Here is a 17,771-nt window from a genome sequence, read left to right as displayed (position 1 = left end):
TCCCGACACAGCTCACAGTAAGACATCCAGAGAGACGGCAATAAGTTTGCTGTTTTTATGCACTGATTTTGCTGAGCTAAATTATGACGTGACTACAAAGCTGAGCCCGTTTCAAACTTACATAATATTCTGAAAATCCCTGTTTTCAGTTTAACCGTGGGTATACGTGACTTTAGCTCTGATCACTAACCTCTATAGTGAGAAGAACAACCACTAGAGAGAGTAAATAATCCACTGTGGCGAGTAGCTTATCCACTGTAGTGAGTGCTAGTATCCACTGTATCGAGTAACGGCGACTATCGCTTGTTCCTGTCACGGAAATCCCATGCCGAAGAAAGAACAAGAAAACAGGGCGATAACTGACGCTTTCAGTGAAACTGATAAACGCACTGGCGAAGTTATCAACCTCACACCTAACAGCAATAACACCGTCCAGCCAGTGGCGTTGATGAGGCTTGGTTTGTTTGTCCCTACGCTTAAATCAACGAATCGCGGCAGGCAGAATCAGACCTCTACAATGGATGTGACAGATGAACTGAAACAGTTATCGATCGTTAAGTCTGAGGGATATGAGAACATAAAGATCATGGGCGCCCGACTGGACATGGATAATGACTTTAAAACATGGGTCGGGATCATTCATGCCTTTGCTAAATACAAGGTCCTGGGAGACAGCGTAACGCTGCCGTTCGTTGATTTTGCAAAACTCTGTGGCATACCTTCTGTACGTTCCTCAGCGAAGCTCAGAAGCCGTCTGGATGCGTCTTTAACTCGTATTGCGACCAATACTCTCTCTTTCAGCAATAAAGAAGGGAGTACTACGTGACGCACCTTGTTCAGTCGGCAAAATACAGCGCGAAAAATGACAGCGTCACGCTTCAGGCAGATCCGAAAATCTTTGAACTCTACCAGTTTGATAAAAAAGTCTTGCTGCAGCTCAGAGCGATAAATGAATTATCTCGTAAAGAGTCTGCTCAGGCTCTCTACACATTCATTGAAAGCCTGCCGCCCGATCCTGCACCCATTTCAATGGCACGTTTGCGGGCAAGATTAAACCTCACATCACGCACCATTACTCAGAACGCTACCGTCAGAAAGGCGATGGAGCAACTGAAAGAGATTGGTTATCTGGATTATACAGAGGTCAAAAAAGGCAACACGGTTTACTTTTGCGTGCACTATCGCCGTCCTAAACTAAGACCTGCGGATATCCCACTCAGTTTGCCGGATCTGTCAGATGATGACATTGACAGTACTATTGATTCACTCCCAGTTAAGCCAGCTGTGAAAAAACAGCAAACCAGGCAAGAAGGGGAGATGGTCATGCTTTCTCCTGAAGAGCTTGAATTGCTTGAAAAAATAAGAAAAAGTAAAAATCGATAACCACTATAGCGAGTAACGTTCTGTCTATCCATTGTAGTCAGAAATGATCTATCGACTGTAGCGAGAATGTTCCTACCGGCGTGGTTATCCACTACAGTGAGAGACCAACCACTGTAGTGAGTAGCTATGCTCTCTATAGTGGTTATTTGAAGCTGAGCTGTAGTGCAACTCGCCAGCAAAGCCGCGCCACAAAACATATCAGTAATTCCATAATCACAATCGCGATGCCATCTGTTTGGGCTTCCATAATGCGGACTATGGGATCATGTCTTTTAAAGTGCCTTGTGTGCTCTCGTTATAGTGGTTACTGGAAAGTTTTACTCTCTATAGTGGTTATTAAAATGTGTGTACTTACTACAGTGGTTGTTGGCAGGGGTTGTCGGCGTACAGATGCTCGCTACAGTGGATAGCGATCCCCAAACGTTGTGGATCAGCGCATTATCTCCCTTCAGTGGTTGTTAAAAACTGTCAATAACAAGCGAAGCAGGGCATGGATAACAGGTCATTGCAAAAAATTTCATGGCTCGACGTCTACAGGAGGCTTTCGCGTCACTTTCATCACGGATCTAACTGAAGTAGCTGCCAGGCAACGTTATCCATAAATCAGTGCCCATCTAGTTTTTAACAGAAACAATGCGTAAGAGGAGCTCTCAAAATAAAAAAAAAGATTTACCAGATATTTTAAAATTCCTACATGCTAAAGCTGCGGTTATTACGCAATTCCTGTCTGAAATAAAGAGAAAATTAAAAATATATAATATAACCAATTGAAATTATTGCCAATATTAATAATATTAGGTTGTTATTTTAAATTGTAAAGTTAAGTAAGAGGGCGAGGGTATTTATATACTTTTTACAGTACAATAATTTCTGCCAGTAAGGCATAAAGCGAGCTATAACACTTCTCTTTCAAGCAGGTATTAAGTCTCATGTTTAAAGAAGTATCAGGAGCAATTTTATTTGCTGCTGTCATCACGTTAACAGCCTGTTCCTCTGATGTTTCTACCGCTCATCAAAAACCTGATAAAGGCGGCAACAAAACTTCATTAAACTCACAGCAGGATTCCGATCTCATCTCTGTTATTGCGGCGTTGCATGACCAGATGTATTCCTGGCAGGGCACACCTTATCACTGGGGAGGGACAGACCTTAAGGGCGTGGATTGCTCTGGGTTTGTATGGAGAACCCTCAAAGACAGATTCAATCTTCCGCTAGAAAGAGTCACTACCCGACAGCTTATTCACATGGGAAAACCCGTCAGCAAAAAACAACTCGTGCCGGGAGATCTGGTCTTTTTCCGCATTCATCGTCAGTTGCATGTTGGATTTTATGACACTAACCAGCATTTCTTTCATGCGTCCTACAGTAAAGGCGTTATACGGTCCTCATTACGTAACAGTTACTGGAAATCCGTTTTTTATCAGGCCCGGCGACTTCCTGGTGAATACAAAGCAGAAATATCTTTCAATTCTGCCCAGCAGCATGATCTGTTAGCTAAGAATTAGCGCCGATATCATCCGATAATGACTGGCGCTCAAAGTCCTGGTCGTTACGTCTGTCAGATTGAAAACACTCTGTTTCTGGCTTTTACTGGATGTTTTATCCCATCTTATTACCACTGTATTACGCTAATAATGTCGGTGAAGTGGATATTGAATTGCTTGCCAGTAATGATAACTGCGTAAACGCGCGTTAAAAGCCGGAGGCCACATGTCAAAAACCCAGGTTTTTATTACGGGAGCGGGTCCAACAGGACTGGTATTGGCACTGTGGCTAAATAGGCTGGGTATAACAGTGAGGATAATCGATAAGCTCGACAGCCATGTAACGCAATCACGCGCGATGGTCGTCCATGCACGCACCCTGGAACTCTATCAACAAATCGGTTTAGCAGATGAACTGGTCAAACTGGGAAATCGCGATACCCATGTCAATTTGCATGTCAATGGCAAAAGAAAAGCGCGTTTTATATTTGATGCAATAGGCGATACGCTGACGCCTTATCCCTGGCTGTTAATTTTTCCTCAGGATAGCCATGAAGCTTTACTTGAACGCTATTTACAGTCTGTTGGTATCAACATTGAGCGCAACACGGAGCTTATCGACTTTACGCAGAACAGAGAGGGTATCGTTGCTTCAATACGAAACGCTGATGGCAGTATTAATAAAATTGAGGCGCAATTTTTAGCTGGCTGTGACGGTGCGCACTCGCGGGTGAGAGAGATATTGCAGGTTTCGTTTGAAGGAGGAACTTACGACAAGCTCTATTATGTTGCGGACGTAGAAGCAACGGGAAAAGCAGCAGACAAGGAAGCGCATATTGCCCTTGAGCGGACTGATTTCCTTGTGGTTTTACCTTATGGACAACAAAACAAGATGCGCCTGATTGGTACTTTTAAGCCTGATAAATATACTAAACGTGGCGAATATGCGTTTGACGATATCAATTCACGCTGTGTCAAAAATCTCAGCCTGAAGGTCTCAACAGTTAACTGGTTTTCTGAATATCGTGTTCATCATCGGGTTGCCAAAAATTTTCAGCATAATAACGTTTTTCTTCTTGGCGATGCGGCACATGTGCACAGTCCCGTCGGTGGGCAGGGCATGAATACAGGCATTGGTGACGCGGTGAATCTGGCCTGGAAACTGGCAGCAGTTGTTAAAAATGAGGCTTCAGAAAGCCTGCTCAAAACATATCAGACTGAACGGCAAAAATTTGCCTATAAACTGGTGAAAACTACCGATAAAGCATTCAGCATCATCAATGGCAAAACTTTACTGGCAACCGGTTTTCGCAGTCTGTTTTTTCCTTTTATAGCCTCTACGGCGTATCATATACCCGCATTGCAAAAACGTCTTTTTTCGGTGTTATCACAAATAAGTCTGAATTATCGGCACTCAACATTGAGTGAAGGAAAGGCTGGCAACGTTTCCGGGGGCGATCGCCTGCCCTGGGTAAAAAATGAAATGATAAATAACTTCGCCAGCTTGCAAACTTTAAAATGGCAGGTTCATATTTACGGCGAATTTTCGGATAACGTTGCAGAATGGTGCCATCAGGTTGGCGTCGTGGTAGAACACTTCAACTGGCATGAAACTTATGCCCAGTTTGGTCTGGCGCAAAATGCCCTTTACCTTATCCGACCCGATGGATATGTTGCGCTGGCCTCATCAAATAATCATCTTGCTAACCTGCAGTCATGGTATGTTAAATCTAAAATAACATTTAAACGATCGGGTGCATGAAACAGATAACTGAAAGTATCGGAAACCACAAGTGTTAGGATGAATAATCAATGCTATTAAAACCAACTATATAAGATGATTTGGTCATCGATGATTTTCATTAAAAAAATGTTAACAATAAGTTTTTGCGAAACGAGATTTTTAACCAGCGAATGCAGATAACATGTTGTTATTCACAGACAGCTTTGAGCTCCAGAGGTTAATTTGGGGGTTTATCATACTTTATCGCAATAAAAATTTAGCGTATTACTGTTAACAAATACGCTGCCATTTTTACCCTGAGGGTAAATGCGTAGCCGTAGCACCGCACCTTTTCCCAGATAAAAGCTCTGAAACTGTTTTTTAAGGCTCTGGTTGATTTCATCACTGCTACCGATCTGATCGCCCGGCAATAAGCTAATGTCATTGCTGACAAAAGTATACTCTTTTCCTCTTTTACTATAATCAAATTCAATTTTTCGATGAATGTTTTCGACCCGGCCATTCTTATCAATGCGCCGTCCCTGGATAATGCTTTTACCTTCACCATCGTTATCTATAAAATGATTGATAATAGTGTAATCATATCCTCCCTGTTCAACATATAAGCGTGAGATACATGTAAAGTTATCATGCTTATTATTTGAAATAAAAAAACGCCGCTTAATAAAACTAAACAAAAGAGTGCAGCAACGCCTTTACGGTTAAGGATTTTCACTTTATCTCCCTGATATAAGTAGTAGCACAGTTTGCATCGCCATATTTTGTTAAGGAACGCTGGCAAGCAGTAAATGTTGCTGAATTGATTCCGTGATAAGCTGTTAGATAAATGTAAGGATATTTCAAGCAGTTGAAAGATTGTGATTGAATAATTTCATTGTGACGAATACTGTCATGCGCGTCACTGTTTATGTAAAAATTACACTTCCCACTCTTGCTAAGGAAAAGATAATGGTCAAAGAAATTTTTATCTCCCCAACTCCCTTTGGTGATGAAAAATAAATAAATCATGGCCAGAGCAACGAATGTGGAACTTACAAGCACCGTCTTTTTTAAAAAAAAAAATTCAACGGGAGGCTGGCATTTTTTTGTGAGTTAATTACGTTTTTAACAGTCAGCTGCGTGTGTAACTCTAAACCGGGGATTAACTCAACTTTGAGAGCGTCATCGAGTTTAAAACCTTGACGGGGTATAGTTTGAACAACATTACCAAAATCATTCTCGATATAACTCAAACCGCGACGGACCAGTGATATGTTTTGGTAGAGAGTATTCGTCGTGGTTCTTTCTCCCTCCTTTCCCCAGACGTAGGGGTAAAACTCTTTTTGTAAGACGACCTCAGAATGTTTTTCTAACAAAAGCTTGAGACAAAGAGCGGCTGGCGCCGTGAGCGTGGTGTGAGCCTCAGCATTGACCAGGCTACGTAATGTTTTGTTAAAGGACAAAATTCGATTAAATCATTTAGCCTGTAACAGTGATGCGTTGAAGTTACTTCATCCAAATTATGCCCCCTCATAGATGAATTTATTTCCTTATATATTAATAAGCATACTAAAAGCCCTGGAGAATACAAAGGTTTTTTTGATTTTCGAGAGAGGAATCACTTTTATTTATCAGGTCAACATAATATTAACATATAAGAAGCCGGGGCATTGATACGTTACTATAATGAATTTTATTATAAATCTGATATCGTAATGTGAAATAATATTTAAATTAAATATGAAGTTTGGTAACGCCCGATCGCAGTACTTAACTTTTAAATTCAAGGAGATAGCTCTGGTTTCCGCACGCGGTTTTTTCAAAATACTATCGCATCTTATCCCCATGAGTGAAGTGATTAATATAGAAGGTTTGTCAACGGACTAAGCTTTTTAAGCGAAGAGGTTTACTTAAGGGAAATTATTTTTTTGATTGCTCCTTAATAAGGAAAAGGTCGGCTGTTTAATGCCATTCTTTGTGCCTTTTTATTTATGCAATGCTAAAGTCTTTTCGATAAAGATAAACATATCGTGAATTTTATACAGCTTAAGCTGTTATGGGAACGGCATGTCAAGGTAATGATTTTGTTGTTTTCAATGGAGATTATTAAATGGGAACCTTACCAGGAAAAAAGGAAGTAAATTATACTATAGACGGAAGGGTAGAGTTTATCCCCAGTTTGAACCTGTTGCGACGTACTGAAGATATAAATCATCAGATCCGCCTTAGCGCCCCAGCATCACGTTGTCTTCAACTTATCATTGAAAAGCATCCTGATATTGTCACTCAGAAGGAATTTTATCCTTATGTATGGGGGAATAAAGGTAAAGAGAAAAAACGTCTAATACGCTTTATCAAAATATTCTTATTGTTCGTCGGAGTTTAGGTCTCGTTGAAAACGAATTATGCGATATCATAGAGACCGTCCCTCGGGTAGGTTACAAGATTAATGGAAAAATAGTTTCTCAGGAAAAAGACGAAATACAGGCTGAAAAAAGGAAGAGAACGATCCAGTTTTGGAGTCTGTTTTACTGAAAAATAAAGTCATCTCATCCGATATTAGATCAAGAAGGACGATACATTTTATTTTCTATGCTTTAGTTTTCATGATGCTCGTTGTAAGCGCATCAACCTACTATTACGGTTTGTATAAGAGTCAGGATAAAATAAATTATTTTTCAAGTAATTATGTGAAGCAAATAAGCGTTGATGGGTGTGAATATTACTTCAACAAAAGTATGCATGGTGATGCTAAAAAAACCAATGATTTGTTTGGCATCTCTTGTAATAAAAACTACCCTCATGTGTATATTACAAAACTAAAAAATATTGATAACTTATCCTATATTTCTTGCAAACTTGATTTGCAAAAGACGCCTGATGCTCGTTGTGTTTCATACTTTATGACTGGGAAGTCATCATGAATAAAAAAATACTCCTGGTTTTGTTTTACTTTTGCTTTCTGTATTTTTATGTATGCAGATACATTCAACAGAACGAATCTCTCGTGCAGCTATCGTTTGCATAACTTTTCTGCAGCCCAATCAGAAAGTTATGTGGTGAATACCCTGATTGCTAACCGTTCTCGTGGTCAGGCATTTCTGCAGGGAACATTTCAGGCTCAGGGAGAGAAAGTCTACATAAACAGAAAGGTCAGTTTCAACTATCGGAAAGAGGGCTACAATTATAAATTTACCAACTCTGATATAAATTTATTACCTACTGATAGCGTCAACGCTTCACCTGAAAATAAAGCAGTTTTTAAATCGTTGTTCCCCGCTTTTTTTATGAAAAGAATGCTGAAATGAATCTGGATATTTTCCCACAAAAGTCGGGCGGTTTTGTCATTGCTGTTAGTGCCACACAAATTTTATTTTGCGAAAGCAGCTAAATAAGATGTTCTGTGAAAAGAAATTTTAGAAAAATGAAATGATGAGGTTAGCAATGGAACTGAAGCTCCTTACAGAGGATCGATTTTTACAAGCAGGGGTTCAACCAAACGTTGAAAATAACATTGCTGGATCCAGGCCTTCTGTAACCAATCCGACAGATAAAAAGGCCAGTCTGTATGAATTAACTTACAGGCAGAATGAGATTCTGATTATTGATCTGCTTTATGATATGCCTTGCGAAGTGTTATTGAAAATGTGTGATGGGTACCCGACAGTGGTTTTTTTATGTGACACGAAGCGGGGAAGCTTTACCCGGGCAGGTCAAAAGTTTTTATTTATCTCACGTCATGAAGCTTTGTCTGATATGTGGAGTATCATCAAAAGATGGCTTCATTTAAAAAATGCTATACCTGAAATGATGGTTGGAAATCAAAAGCGATTTTTCGATTGTTGATTAACGGATTATCACAAAACAGCATCTCAACAATTTTGACGATCAATAAAAAGACGGTAAGCGGCCATAAGTTTTGTGTTTTCAGACGAGCAGGAATAAAAAGCATAAACACGCATAATCTCAAAATGCTTAAAATATATGTTTCTATAGCCTGTAGTACGCATAAAGACAGGCTTAATAGTTAATTTTTTGCGTGCAGGAAGATTTTGAGTAGCTGGCATCCGCATTGAAACAGTCTTACCTGCTATTTTTAAATCCTGTAAAGGATGAATATATGGCATCTCTAAAATTTTTATTTTAGCCTGGCTCACATCTGTCTTGTATAGCATTGTACAGGCATTACGCAAAAAGCTTTACAAGAATGATGTCGTGGTGAATAGCATAATATACTGGATTGAAAGCGTGCCAGCCATATTTTACAGGCTTTAGTATGGCGTCCTGAACGATCTACTCTTCCAGGAGAGAAAAACTGCGAGCGATTCGTTGATAGCGGCACGCTGATTATACGGGCAGCAATGGCTGGCTTGCAAAGTGTCCATTTTAACTGCTTGAAATATATCTTTAATCTTTTTACGGCACGCTGTATGTTAGTCATTTTGCCAAAAAATTTCGAGCACCCGAAGCCTTTTGTTTGCGCTATGAAACAGCCTCTTAATTATAAGGTCTGTGAATGTTTTATCAGGCTGGGTTTACTTTTCTGAATTTTTTGTCGATAAAAAACATTAATTAGCTGAAGGGGGATTTTTTGAGAGCTTAACCAGAAATCGCTCACCCTCTTTCTTGATTTTTGCTCCGCGCTCACACCAGTAATCAGACAGAGAAAAAAAGTCATCACTGCTGATATCAAAATCAACTATTACCTCTTTATAATCACCGCTGTGCAGTTTTTTGATTCACTTCATCCAGCGTTTTTGCTTTTTGCACTTTTCATATCTGAGTCAAGCCCCGGTTGATAAATTTAATAAGGTCAATGGGTAATACAATCATTTTACATAGCGGCTGACGGTTGCTAAACAGCCATGCTGATATCACTGTATCTGCCCTTAACGACCTGGCGAACAAATCGTAATTTGAAAATCAAAAGATTACAGTTTGGCTGCAAAATCGTGCTGCAGCGAAACCGCTGTTAAGATATCAACAGCGGGTTTTACGCACTGTTACTGTTCCCTGCGTTTTAAGGAAATGATAAACGGCGCCCAACATACCCGACTCGTTGCCATAGGTCGCGGTATCCACCTTGATATCCGTACTGAACCATTCAAGATGGAACCTGACCTCTTCGAGAAACGATTCGCGTTCGGCAATACCGCCGCCTATAAAAATAGTGTCCGGATCAAACACTGCGGCCAAATTATAGAGACCAGCACTCAGGTCCTGATAGAAAGTGGTAACCAGTCTGCTGGCTATCGGATCGCCCTGGTCGAACTGGTCGAATACTTCTTTACCGCTAATCTCCTCGCTGGGGATATCTTTTGCAGACAGTAGTATTCACGCAGGGCTGTCATGGTGCAGGTTTTACTCATTGTATAATGTGTCACGTGACTGCTTGCCGGTCGCGACGTCAGGATGCAGCCAAATTCGCCAGCGCGATCGCGCTTACCGCGAATCAGGGCGTTGTTACAAAATGCTGCCCCACCTAAACCCGTACCAATAGTTAACATCAGGAAATCGGACATATTTTTTGCTTTTCCAAGCCAGCGTTCAGCTAATAACGCACAATGCGCATCATTTTCCACACTGACCGGAAGAGAGGTTTTTCTGTTAACCACTGGCTGAGATGAAACCCATCAAATTCCCGGACTGTTCCTCCCATTGAAATAAAGCCGCTTTTTTGAATCTACGTAACCGGGAACGCTAACTGCGATCCCTTCACAGCCGGGATTGTTTTTAAGCCAGTCCAGTATCTCATTAAGAATTTTATCGCGTGAATTATGTGATATATCAGCCTTATCCTGATGCCTTATGTCGCCTTTATCCGTGATGACCCCATTTTCAACGAGGTGCCTCCAATATCCAAAAGCTGCAATCTTCATCTTCATTCCTTAAACGGCTTAATAATGGCTACAAGTATAGTTTAGGGTTAATGAGAATGGCTGATAACGGCATTTACTGGCAGCACAAGCGGGAAGCTGGCTGAGCATTTTCATTGAGGCACAGAGGGAGATGAAAAAATGGCGCTGCTGTATGCATAAGCTGCGTTTAGTCAGCCACTGAATTTTTGGCCTGAGCAATAAGTGGGGACAGGGCTGTCGCCAGTGACAACGTGGAAACAGGAAGTGGCCACTTTATTTCTGTTTTCCGTGTATATCTCCCAGCTGCTCAATACTCTGTAAGTCATATCCACGCGCCAGCAAAGGTGCAATCACATTATCTTGCAGATTGGGTACATAGCCCACCAGGATTTCCCCGGCCCGTTAAAAGTTACTTCGCCAAGCGCAGCGGGTAATAACACGGTTTCTGCGCGAGCCAGTGTCCAGCTTTCACCCGCAGCTTCGAATTTTACGGGTTCGCCAATACTGGAAATGATGCGCACGCCCGTAAAGGGGTAAGTGTATCTGCCCTGCAGCCGCCAGCGTTCAAGCGCGAAGTAAGGGCCTGCACAGCAGAACAGCCGCGTAATATCTGCATTCTGAGTAAGCGTCAGGCCCGGATGTGGCTCGGTTGTTAATTCAGGGCGAAGTTCTGCCATCAGCGCATCTATATTTTTTTTTCACGCTCTGATGATGAGATTTTGCTGCCATCCTCCATTTTCCATGGCATAGCGTGCTGCTGAATATCCGAGGTCTGCTCAATTTCGTAGATCAGGGTATGTGGGCCAAATGAGTGCAGCATTCCGCCAGGGGATATAAAACGTATCACCCGTTCTGACAGCCTTACGCTGCATAACATCATCATATTTTTCAGCGAGTAACGCTTTGCGTATTTGCTCGCTGTTAACGCCAGGTTTAATACCGGCCAGACAGCTTGTATCCGGAGCAGCCCAAAAGAATATGCCAGGCTTCGGTTTTACCGTTGGGCTGTTGTTCAAGCCGTTGGGCTGCATCATCATTGGCATGCAGATGTACCGGCAGCATCGATGAGGCATCAATAAACTTTGTCAGCAGTGGAAAATGGGGCCGCGCCAGCTTGGCGCGACCAGTTCATCAGGATAACGCTCAGTAAGCTCACGCAGCGTTTTACCTGCCAGATCCCCCGTTTTTCACCGTGGCGTTCATGCCATCTACATCGCTGACTTCCCAGGTTTCAGCGATACGCTTATCAGGCAGCCCTTGTTTGCCCTAGCTGCGTCTTGATCAAATCACCGCCAAAAATATGATAAGCCATCGGTAATGACAGCCACAAAGGACAGGCTTTCATGGTTCAGCTCCTTCTGTGAGCGCCAGGCATTAAACCTGATGATTAAATGACAGCAACACCGCCGGTTACCGCAATCGTCGCGCCTGAGATATAGCTGGCCTCATCGCTTGCCAGCATTACGTAGGTTGGCGCCAACTCAGCAGGCTGGCCAGCACGCTTCAGTGGGACTTCGCTGCCAAAGCTTTTGACTTTCTCGGTTGGCATTGTCGTTGGGATCAGGGGGTCCAAATGGGTCCCGGCGCAACTGCATTTGCGCGAATGCCTTTTCAGCCAGTAATGCCGCCAGGCTGCCTGAAAAATTAACAATCGCAGCTTTTGTCGCTGAATAGGCGATTAGCAGAGGCTTTGGCTGATCGGCATTGATCGAAGCGGTATTAATAATCGATCCGCCAGCAGGCATATGAGGTACCGCCGCTTTGGTAATGCGGAACATAGCGTAGATATTGGTTTTCATTGTGCGATCAAACTCGTCATCGCTAATCTCATCGAGCGACTCACGCGTCATTTGAAACGCGGCGTTATTGACCAGAATATTGATTTCGCCAAAAGCCTCAACAGCTTTGTCGACAACCTGCTGACAATTCTCAACTTCGGTAATATCACCCGCGACCAATATCGCTTTCTGTCCGGCTTCTTCAACCAGTCTTGCGGTTTCTTTCAGCGTCTTCGTGTTCATCAAGATATGAAATTAAGACATCTGCACCTTCACGGGCATAAGCTAGGCCACCGCACGACCAATACCGGAATTCACCGCCGGTAATGATGGCTTTTGCCAGCCAACGGCCCGATCCTTTGTAACTGGTCTCACCATGATCGGGTTGCAGGTTGCATTTCTTTTGCGGTTTCGCCAGGCCAATCTTGTTGTTGCTCGGGAAGAGGGGGGGATAGGGGCGATTGCCACCACTGTAAACCTCCGGCTAAACAGGGGACGCGTGATTCATTTAACACTGCGCCTGGTTGATCAATAAGCGCGTTGCGCAACGTTAACGGGATTCAAAAGCGTAGTAAGGATAGGGCAGGCTGCCTCGATTCGGCAAACCAGCCGGTGGCAGAAATTAATCAGGCTAAGATCAAGCGAACGCGGCTTCAGGCATGATGGAAGGGGCGACAGAGGCGGTAAGAAGCTGGAGTGGAAACCACTTGTACCGTGCCGGTAAAGCCACTCTTCACACGGGGCCTTCAGACAAGCGCGGCGATTGCCTGAGCGGCAGGAAGTATGAAAAAAAAACGAAGGCTTATATTGATGCCGATGTGGAGTAGAAGCGCGAGCAGATGAGATAAATAAGTTATTTCTCTTTTATAGCCGGGTGACTTCCTGTGATTTTTTATAGCGGCAAGGCGTAATTTCTCAAATCTTTTGCTTAAAATTAAAATAAAATGAATAATTAAGGGCTGTTATGAAATTAGGATTCGCGTGTAAAAATATCTTGATTCGGAACTGAAGCAGGTTTTTCCCTTCAGAGCCACAACCCGGACACGCTTTCTGAGTTTGCCTGATGAAGAGAAAATAAAGCTCATTCATGAATTAGCGACAGTCAATTTAACTAACCTTTTTCTGACGCTTGAACAATTAGCGTTATTGCCTGATCCCTGAGGATGATGAGGCTAGGAAGTGATTTACTTCCGCTTCTTTATACGGTTCCCGACGCGACGATTTTGTATAAAACGTTTCGCCTGATCTTTATCCGTTGTTCAAAAATGCAGGGATTTTTCCAGGAAAAATAATATAACGCCTTTTTCGTTTGCATCTACGGACAATATTCTGTTCTGGCTTCAGATAATCCACTGGTTGTGGAAAGAGCAATCGAAGATGTCGAATATCATGCTCAATGTGTGCAAAGTTAATGGGGTATGCGCCAAACCTTCGGTGATTTAAAATTAATATCCATATGAATGGCAAAAAAAAGGATTCGAAGGATTTAAGAACTCTTTTGGCAAACTCAGCCCTGAAGAACGAAATTGATGTTAACCGTTGAGAATGATGAGAGATTTCATGTTCGCGCTGGATGAGGTGCTACAGGCAAGGGGGGCGCTGTGCCCGATTGTGCTGGATATTCATCATCACTGGGTGAAGGAACGCGTTCATCCAGCCTGACGACCCGCGGATCGCTGTAGTAAAAGAATCCTGGAAAGATGTCAGGCCAGTACTGCATTATTCCATTTCTCAGGAGGGAATTATTCCCGATCAAGGGTGGCCGGAACAGTCCCTGCTGGGCGTACCGAAAACAAAGCTAAGAGCACATTCAAATTATTACTTTAACGACACGCTGAATGAGTGGGCTTTGTCATTCAGCGAATTCGATATTATGTGTGAAGTAAAAATGAAAAACCCGCCAGAGACAGGCCTGTATGAATATTGAGCCTTCACAGACAGGAGTCACGAGTCGTTTTGCGCGCAGCCATAAAGCAGGGCCGCACAAATAACCGTCCCCGCGGTTGATGGTCAGCTAATAATGGCAATGTCGGGATAAACAGGGATTTTTTTTGTTCCTGCGAAGCGAGTTTAAGCCAGCATAGCCGCCGTTTACCAGGCGGCTCATGCCGGAAACCGCTGTTGCACAAGCGGCAGAAAACAGTACCGGTATGACGCTTACTGGCGATGCACTGGCATCACATATGATGCTGGTGAGCGGCGTTAAGGCCAGCAACAAAACGCATGGTCAGGAAACGTTTAAAACGACTTCCATTTTCTGACCATGTGCTTCAGCCGCGCAGTTCATCGATGCAGTTAAGTATTTGCCCGTGCAAAATCCAGCAGAGCCTGCTGATACGCAGTGAGCTCAAGCTTACCTGTGTGGTCTGGTTTGATTGAATGTAAGAGCGTTATCGCGATGTTTCAGGAAATGCCGTTGCCTGGCTTAACATCTCCTTTGCGTCAGCCTGTTGCCTGCCCAGATTCTGTAAAGCGATGTCGAGGTTGATTTAGCGGAATGGTCAAACTGCTGGCTACGATAACCATTACATCTTTCCAGCGCGCTCCGTATGTGGCGGGAACAGGCTACGGTATTAGCCGTATTTTTACCGAATGCAGAGAAATGGTTGCGGGAAATCATCTCTTTGCCTTTGCCGGGACGCTAATGTGGGCAGGCTTGAGATCGTCGAATCCACTTCATAACGTGTGTGTTGTGCACACAACTTTCCAGATCCGGGAGGGCGTGCTTAAGGCTCTCTAACGCTTGATTAATCACTGCGGTATGCGCTTGCGTTGCCTCTCTCGATGCGTTCACTTCTCTTTCAGGATGAAGAAGCTTTAGGACTTGCCTGAGTGAATGCCTCGGTAATTTTTGCATCTTTTTCTGTGTATGCAGATTTGGTAATGCTGTTTTTCCAGCAAAGCATTCCAGTGTGATGACGTTATCCTTAACTTTTTTGTACTGATTAAGCGTAAGCTGCTCAGGCGAGTTCTTAACGGCTCTTAGCAAATTATTCAAATTTGAGAACTACCGCCCGTCTTTATTGGCTTTGTCAATGGTGTTCTGAAAAGCCTGCAGCGTATCAACCGACGACTGCCGGGTAAAACATGAGAAGATACCGTTCATTGTTATTTAAACCTTTATGTTGTCTAATGCATGTCCCGGGGTGAGTTATATCGGTATCCATTTTTTTCGCAAGATATAAAAAACGATGATGCATGCTCTGGCGTGAGACGTTGAACCTTGACGCCAGCAAGAGCGCGGGGTCAAAAAAAGCGAGCAGGCGAAAGCGGAGATTTACAGCGGTAACATATATTTTATTTATTCTTAATGCCTTCGCGCCACTATTACAGTACACAGAATGCGCGGTTTTTATTTTCGCAACAATGTTATTTAATTTTCTGCGTTATTTTTTTAAGTTTTATGTTTTTTTATATGCCTACAATTATTCTTTAACGAACTTTTTATATTTATTTTTTGCACCTCTTCCTGAATGAATAACGAGGAGAATCCACCGTGAGTATGGGATTAGATGATAACCGGCATTACGCTAGATGTGTGTCTGTTACTGAGCTATATTGTTTGTGCCCTGTTTCCGGGCGGAGGAATTTTGATGGCAACGGAAGCTTTTATTGCTGGCCAGTTTCCTTGGTGTTCCTGTTGATCCTGGCTCTCAGCCTCTGGGGCGCTTGCTATCGGGAATAATTCTCGGAATCGTGCTATAGCCGGTACTGCGGCGATCGAAGCCGTGCTGTGGCGGATTTGTGGCGTGCAGATGAAAGAGATGAACGGACGGCAATATTTGCTCGCCCTGTTGATGCCTGTTTCCCAATCTGGCTGGCATGATTTTCCTGTTTTTTACTCTTCTCATGCTACAAGGCGTGTGCCATGCTTTCAATCCGCAACACTTTCGAGTACTGTCATGGCATCAGCATTTAATCTGCGGTCAGTTTTGTCACCAATACTAACGTGGCAGTCATATGCGGGTGAATCGACCATGAGCTATCCGAGCCAGATGGGTGGGCCTCGCCAGGCAAAATTTCTTCGGCAGCCAGCGGAATAGCGGTGGTATTTGCCTTGATCCGCGCGGTTTCCCCGCCAGCAAACAGACCAACTGGGTAATGCATGGCGTGATGTGATACGTATCACGTTATTTATTTTATTTCCTCTGTCACTGCTAATGGCACTCGTTTCTGGTCAGTCAGGCGTGATTCAAAATTTTACGCCTTACCTGGACGGCCACCACGCTTGAAGGGCTTCGTCAGACACGCCGATGGGGCCGGTTGCCTCTCAGGAAGCGATCAAAATTATTGGCACCAATGGCGGAGGTTTCTTTTAATGCGAACTCAGCTCATCCCGAAAATCCAACTGCCTTAACCAATTTTGTGTCAGATGGTCATGATTTTCTCATTCCTGCTGCGACTCTGTTTTGCGTTTGGTGAGGAAACCGTGCTCGATCGTCGCCGGGGAAACACGCTTCTCTGGACGATGTCATGATGTTTGTCGTTGCCGCTCTTCTGGTGATGCCTGGCTGAAACGCGCGCGGTGTTCACATTTGCCCCTGCTGGTCTGACAGCGCAATGAACTGGGAAGGAAAAGAGAGGCGATTTCGGTATTTTGAACTCCAGTCTGTTTGCCGTTATCGACCACCGCCGCCGCGTCGTGGCGCCGTCAATGCCATGCATGATTCGTTTACTGCCCTGGGAGGGCATGTGATCCCCCTGTGGCTGATGCAACTGGGGCGAAGTGGTGTTTGGTGGGGGTCGGTTCAGGGCTTTTATGGCATGCTACATTAATGTGTTGCTTGCGGTATTTATGCCGGGCTGATGATAGGCCGCACGCCTGAGTATTTGGGTAAGAAAAATTGGCGTGCCTGAGATGAAGATGGCCGCGATATACATTCTTGATTGCGCCCGCGCTGGTACTGCTGGGAACGGCGCTGGCGATGATGAGTGATGCCGGTCGGGCGGCCATTTTTAATCCCGGGGCCGGCACGGGTTCAGTGAAGTGCTCTATGCATTGTCCTCTGCGGCAAATAATAACGGCAGTGCCTTTGCAGGACTGTCAGCCAATACCCCCTCTGGAACCTGTTACTGGCGGTTGCCATGTCTGCTGGGCCGCTCTTTTTGCCTTTTATTCCGGTGATGATGATCGCCAGTTCCGCTGGCGGCCAAAAAAGCAGCCCGCCAGCACCGGGACGCTTCCTACCACGGTCCACTGTTTATTGGCCTGTTGACGGGCACCATACTGGTTGGCGCGCGACCTTTGTCCCGTCACTCGCATTGGGGCCTGAGACTGAACAGATGCAGTTGCTAACACATTAATTGCCGGAGAATCGCCGGGGACATCAGTTTTCTTCTCAGCAGCGCAGGCCCTGTGCGCGGACAGCGATGAGGCGAAGCGTTCAAAGCTTTGATCCACGGGCAATTTCGTAATCCCGTGATGTTGTGTGTATTTATCTGGGCAGCGTGGTGACAACGTTACCTGGCTGTGGTGAATCACAACGGAGCAGGGGCTGTGTTACTGCTGCCATCAGCCTGTTCTGGCTGTGGTTTACCGTACTGT

12 protein-coding genes and 6 pseudogenes are annotated in these 17,771 nt (G+C 44.0%); 12 read left to right on the top strand and 6 right to left on the bottom strand.

Going from position 1 to position 17,771, the window contains the following annotated elements:
* Nucleotides 1–325: 325 nt before the first annotated feature.
* From O3W44_RS22925 to O3W44_RS22915, 3 genes and pseudogenes are all read left to right on the top strand, one after another.
* Nucleotides 326–1,383: pseudogene (locus O3W44_RS22925) on the top strand (RepB family plasmid replication initiator protein).
* Nucleotides 1,384–2,312: 929 nt separating this feature from the next.
* Complete coding sequence (locus O3W44_RS22920) at nucleotides 2,313–2,888, top strand: NlpC/P60 family protein (protein WP_269294999.1); 576 nt, start codon at nucleotides 2,313–2,315, stop codon at nucleotides 2,886–2,888.
* Between the two features lie 205 nt (nucleotides 2,889–3,093).
* Nucleotides 3,094–4,629: an FAD-dependent monooxygenase gene (locus O3W44_RS22915; protein WP_269294998.1), complete on the top strand. Its 1,536-nt coding sequence runs from the start codon at nucleotides 3,094–3,096 to the stop codon at nucleotides 4,627–4,629.
* Nucleotides 4,630–4,844: 215 nt separating this feature from the next.
* On the opposite strand, the gene O3W44_RS22910 is transcribed toward O3W44_RS22915, so the two are convergent.
* Both O3W44_RS22910 and O3W44_RS22905 read right to left on the bottom strand, forming a co-directional pair.
* The gene (locus O3W44_RS22910; protein ID WP_269294997.1) at nucleotides 4,845–5,288 is read right to left on the bottom strand and encodes a hypothetical protein; all 444 of its coding nucleotides are present in this window, start codon (nucleotides 5,286–5,288) and stop codon (nucleotides 4,845–4,847) included.
* A gap of 372 nt (nucleotides 5,289–5,660) precedes the next feature.
* On the bottom strand, nucleotides 5,661–6,053 hold the full coding sequence (locus O3W44_RS22905) for a winged helix-turn-helix domain-containing protein (protein WP_269294996.1): 393 nt from the start codon (nucleotides 6,051–6,053) through the stop codon (nucleotides 5,661–5,663).
* A 647-nt stretch (nucleotides 6,054–6,700) separates the two neighbouring features.
* Between O3W44_RS22905 and O3W44_RS22900 the strand changes: the two genes are divergently transcribed.
* The 4 genes from O3W44_RS22900 (at nucleotide 6,701) to O3W44_RS25185 (ending at nucleotide 8,621) form a co-directional block, all read left to right on the top strand.
* Nucleotides 6,701–6,976, top strand: a complete 276-nt coding sequence (locus tag O3W44_RS22900; protein ID WP_269294995.1) for a hypothetical protein — start codon at nucleotides 6,701–6,703, stop codon at nucleotides 6,974–6,976.
* Between the two features lie 673 nt (nucleotides 6,977–7,649).
* Nucleotides 7,650–7,898, top strand: coding sequence for a hypothetical protein (locus O3W44_RS22895; RefSeq protein ID WP_269294994.1), 249 nt, complete (start codon nucleotides 7,650–7,652; stop codon nucleotides 7,896–7,898).
* A 136-nt stretch (nucleotides 7,899–8,034) separates the two neighbouring features.
* Nucleotides 8,035–8,436, top strand: coding sequence for a hypothetical protein (locus O3W44_RS22890; protein WP_269294993.1), 402 nt, complete (start codon nucleotides 8,035–8,037; stop codon nucleotides 8,434–8,436).
* Nucleotides 8,430–8,621, top strand: coding sequence for a hypothetical protein (locus O3W44_RS25185; protein WP_442954690.1), 192 nt, complete (start codon nucleotides 8,430–8,432; stop codon nucleotides 8,619–8,621). Before O3W44_RS22890 ends, O3W44_RS25185 begins: the two co-directional genes overlap by 7 nt.
* A 949-nt stretch (nucleotides 8,622–9,570) precedes the next feature.
* On the opposite strand, the pseudogene O3W44_RS25180 reads toward O3W44_RS25185, so the two are convergent.
* The 3 genes and pseudogenes from O3W44_RS25180 to O3W44_RS22870 form a co-directional block, all read right to left on the bottom strand.
* Nucleotides 9,571–10,469, bottom strand: a pseudogene (locus O3W44_RS25180) (ROK family protein).
* Nucleotides 10,470–10,798: 329 nt separating this feature from the next.
* Complete coding sequence (locus tag O3W44_RS22875) at nucleotides 10,799–11,125, bottom strand: hypothetical protein (RefSeq protein WP_269294991.1); 327 nt, start codon at nucleotides 11,123–11,125, stop codon at nucleotides 10,799–10,801.
* Between the two features lie 710 nt (nucleotides 11,126–11,835).
* Nucleotides 11,836–12,624, bottom strand: a pseudogene (locus tag O3W44_RS22870) (glucose 1-dehydrogenase).
* Between the two features lie 566 nt (nucleotides 12,625–13,190).
* On the opposite strand from O3W44_RS22870, the pseudogene O3W44_RS22865 reads away from it, so the two are divergent.
* The 5 genes and pseudogenes from O3W44_RS22865 to O3W44_RS25165 all read left to right on the top strand — a co-directional run bounded on the left by O3W44_RS22865 (nucleotide 13,191) and on the right by O3W44_RS25165 (nucleotide 17,351).
* Nucleotides 13,191–14,153: pseudogene (locus tag O3W44_RS22865) on the top strand (UV damage endonuclease UvsE).
* A gap of 178 nt (nucleotides 14,154–14,331) precedes the next feature.
* Nucleotides 14,332–14,487, top strand: coding sequence for a hypothetical protein (locus tag O3W44_RS22860; protein ID WP_269294990.1), 156 nt, complete (start codon nucleotides 14,332–14,334; stop codon nucleotides 14,485–14,487).
* A gap of 1,494 nt (nucleotides 14,488–15,981) precedes the next feature.
* Nucleotides 15,982–16,458: pseudogene (locus O3W44_RS25175) on the top strand (potassium-transporting ATPase subunit KdpA).
* A 43-nt stretch (nucleotides 16,459–16,501) separates the two neighbouring features.
* Nucleotides 16,502–17,002 (top strand): annotated as a pseudogene (locus O3W44_RS25170) (potassium-transporting ATPase subunit KdpA); the annotation flags it as partial.
* 211 nt (nucleotides 17,003–17,213) lie between these two features.
* Nucleotides 17,214–17,351: a potassium-transporting ATPase subunit KdpA gene (locus O3W44_RS25165; protein ID WP_442954689.1), complete on the top strand. Its 138-nt coding sequence runs from the start codon at nucleotides 17,214–17,216 to the stop codon at nucleotides 17,349–17,351.
* Here the strand turns inward: O3W44_RS25165 and O3W44_RS25160 are convergent.
* Nucleotides 17,340–17,633, bottom strand: a complete 294-nt coding sequence (locus tag O3W44_RS25160; RefSeq protein WP_442954688.1) for a hypothetical protein — start codon at nucleotides 17,631–17,633, stop codon at nucleotides 17,340–17,342. The two genes, O3W44_RS25165 and O3W44_RS25160, sit on opposite strands and share 12 nt — an antisense overlap.
* Between the last annotated feature and the right edge of the window lie 138 nt (nucleotides 17,634–17,771).

The organism is Pantoea sp. LMR881, assembly GCF_027157825.1.
In the GTDB taxonomy this organism is placed as follows: Bacteria; Pseudomonadota; Gammaproteobacteria; order Enterobacterales; family Enterobacteriaceae; genus Pantoea; species Pantoea haifensis.
This window is presented reverse-complemented; position numbering and strand designations above follow the sequence as displayed.

Coding starts and splice junctions, on each gene's coding strand:
- O3W44_RS22890 (WP_269294993.1), top strand. CDS start 8,035: ATGGAACTGAAGCTCCTTACAGAGGATCGATTTTTACAAGCAGGGGTT.
- O3W44_RS22860 (WP_269294990.1), top strand. CDS start 14,332: ATGCCGGAAACCGCTGTTGCACAAGCGGCAGAAAACAGTACCGGTATG.
- O3W44_RS22900 (WP_269294995.1), top strand. CDS start 6,701: ATGGGAACCTTACCAGGAAAAAAGGAAGTAAATTATACTATAGACGGA.
- O3W44_RS22915 (WP_269294998.1), top strand. CDS start 3,094: ATGTCAAAAACCCAGGTTTTTATTACGGGAGCGGGTCCAACAGGACTG.
- O3W44_RS22875 (WP_269294991.1), bottom strand. CDS start 11,125: ATGGCAGAACTTCGCCCTGAATTAACAACCGAGCCACATCCGGGCCTG.
- O3W44_RS22920 (WP_269294999.1), top strand. CDS start 2,313: ATGTTTAAAGAAGTATCAGGAGCAATTTTATTTGCTGCTGTCATCACG.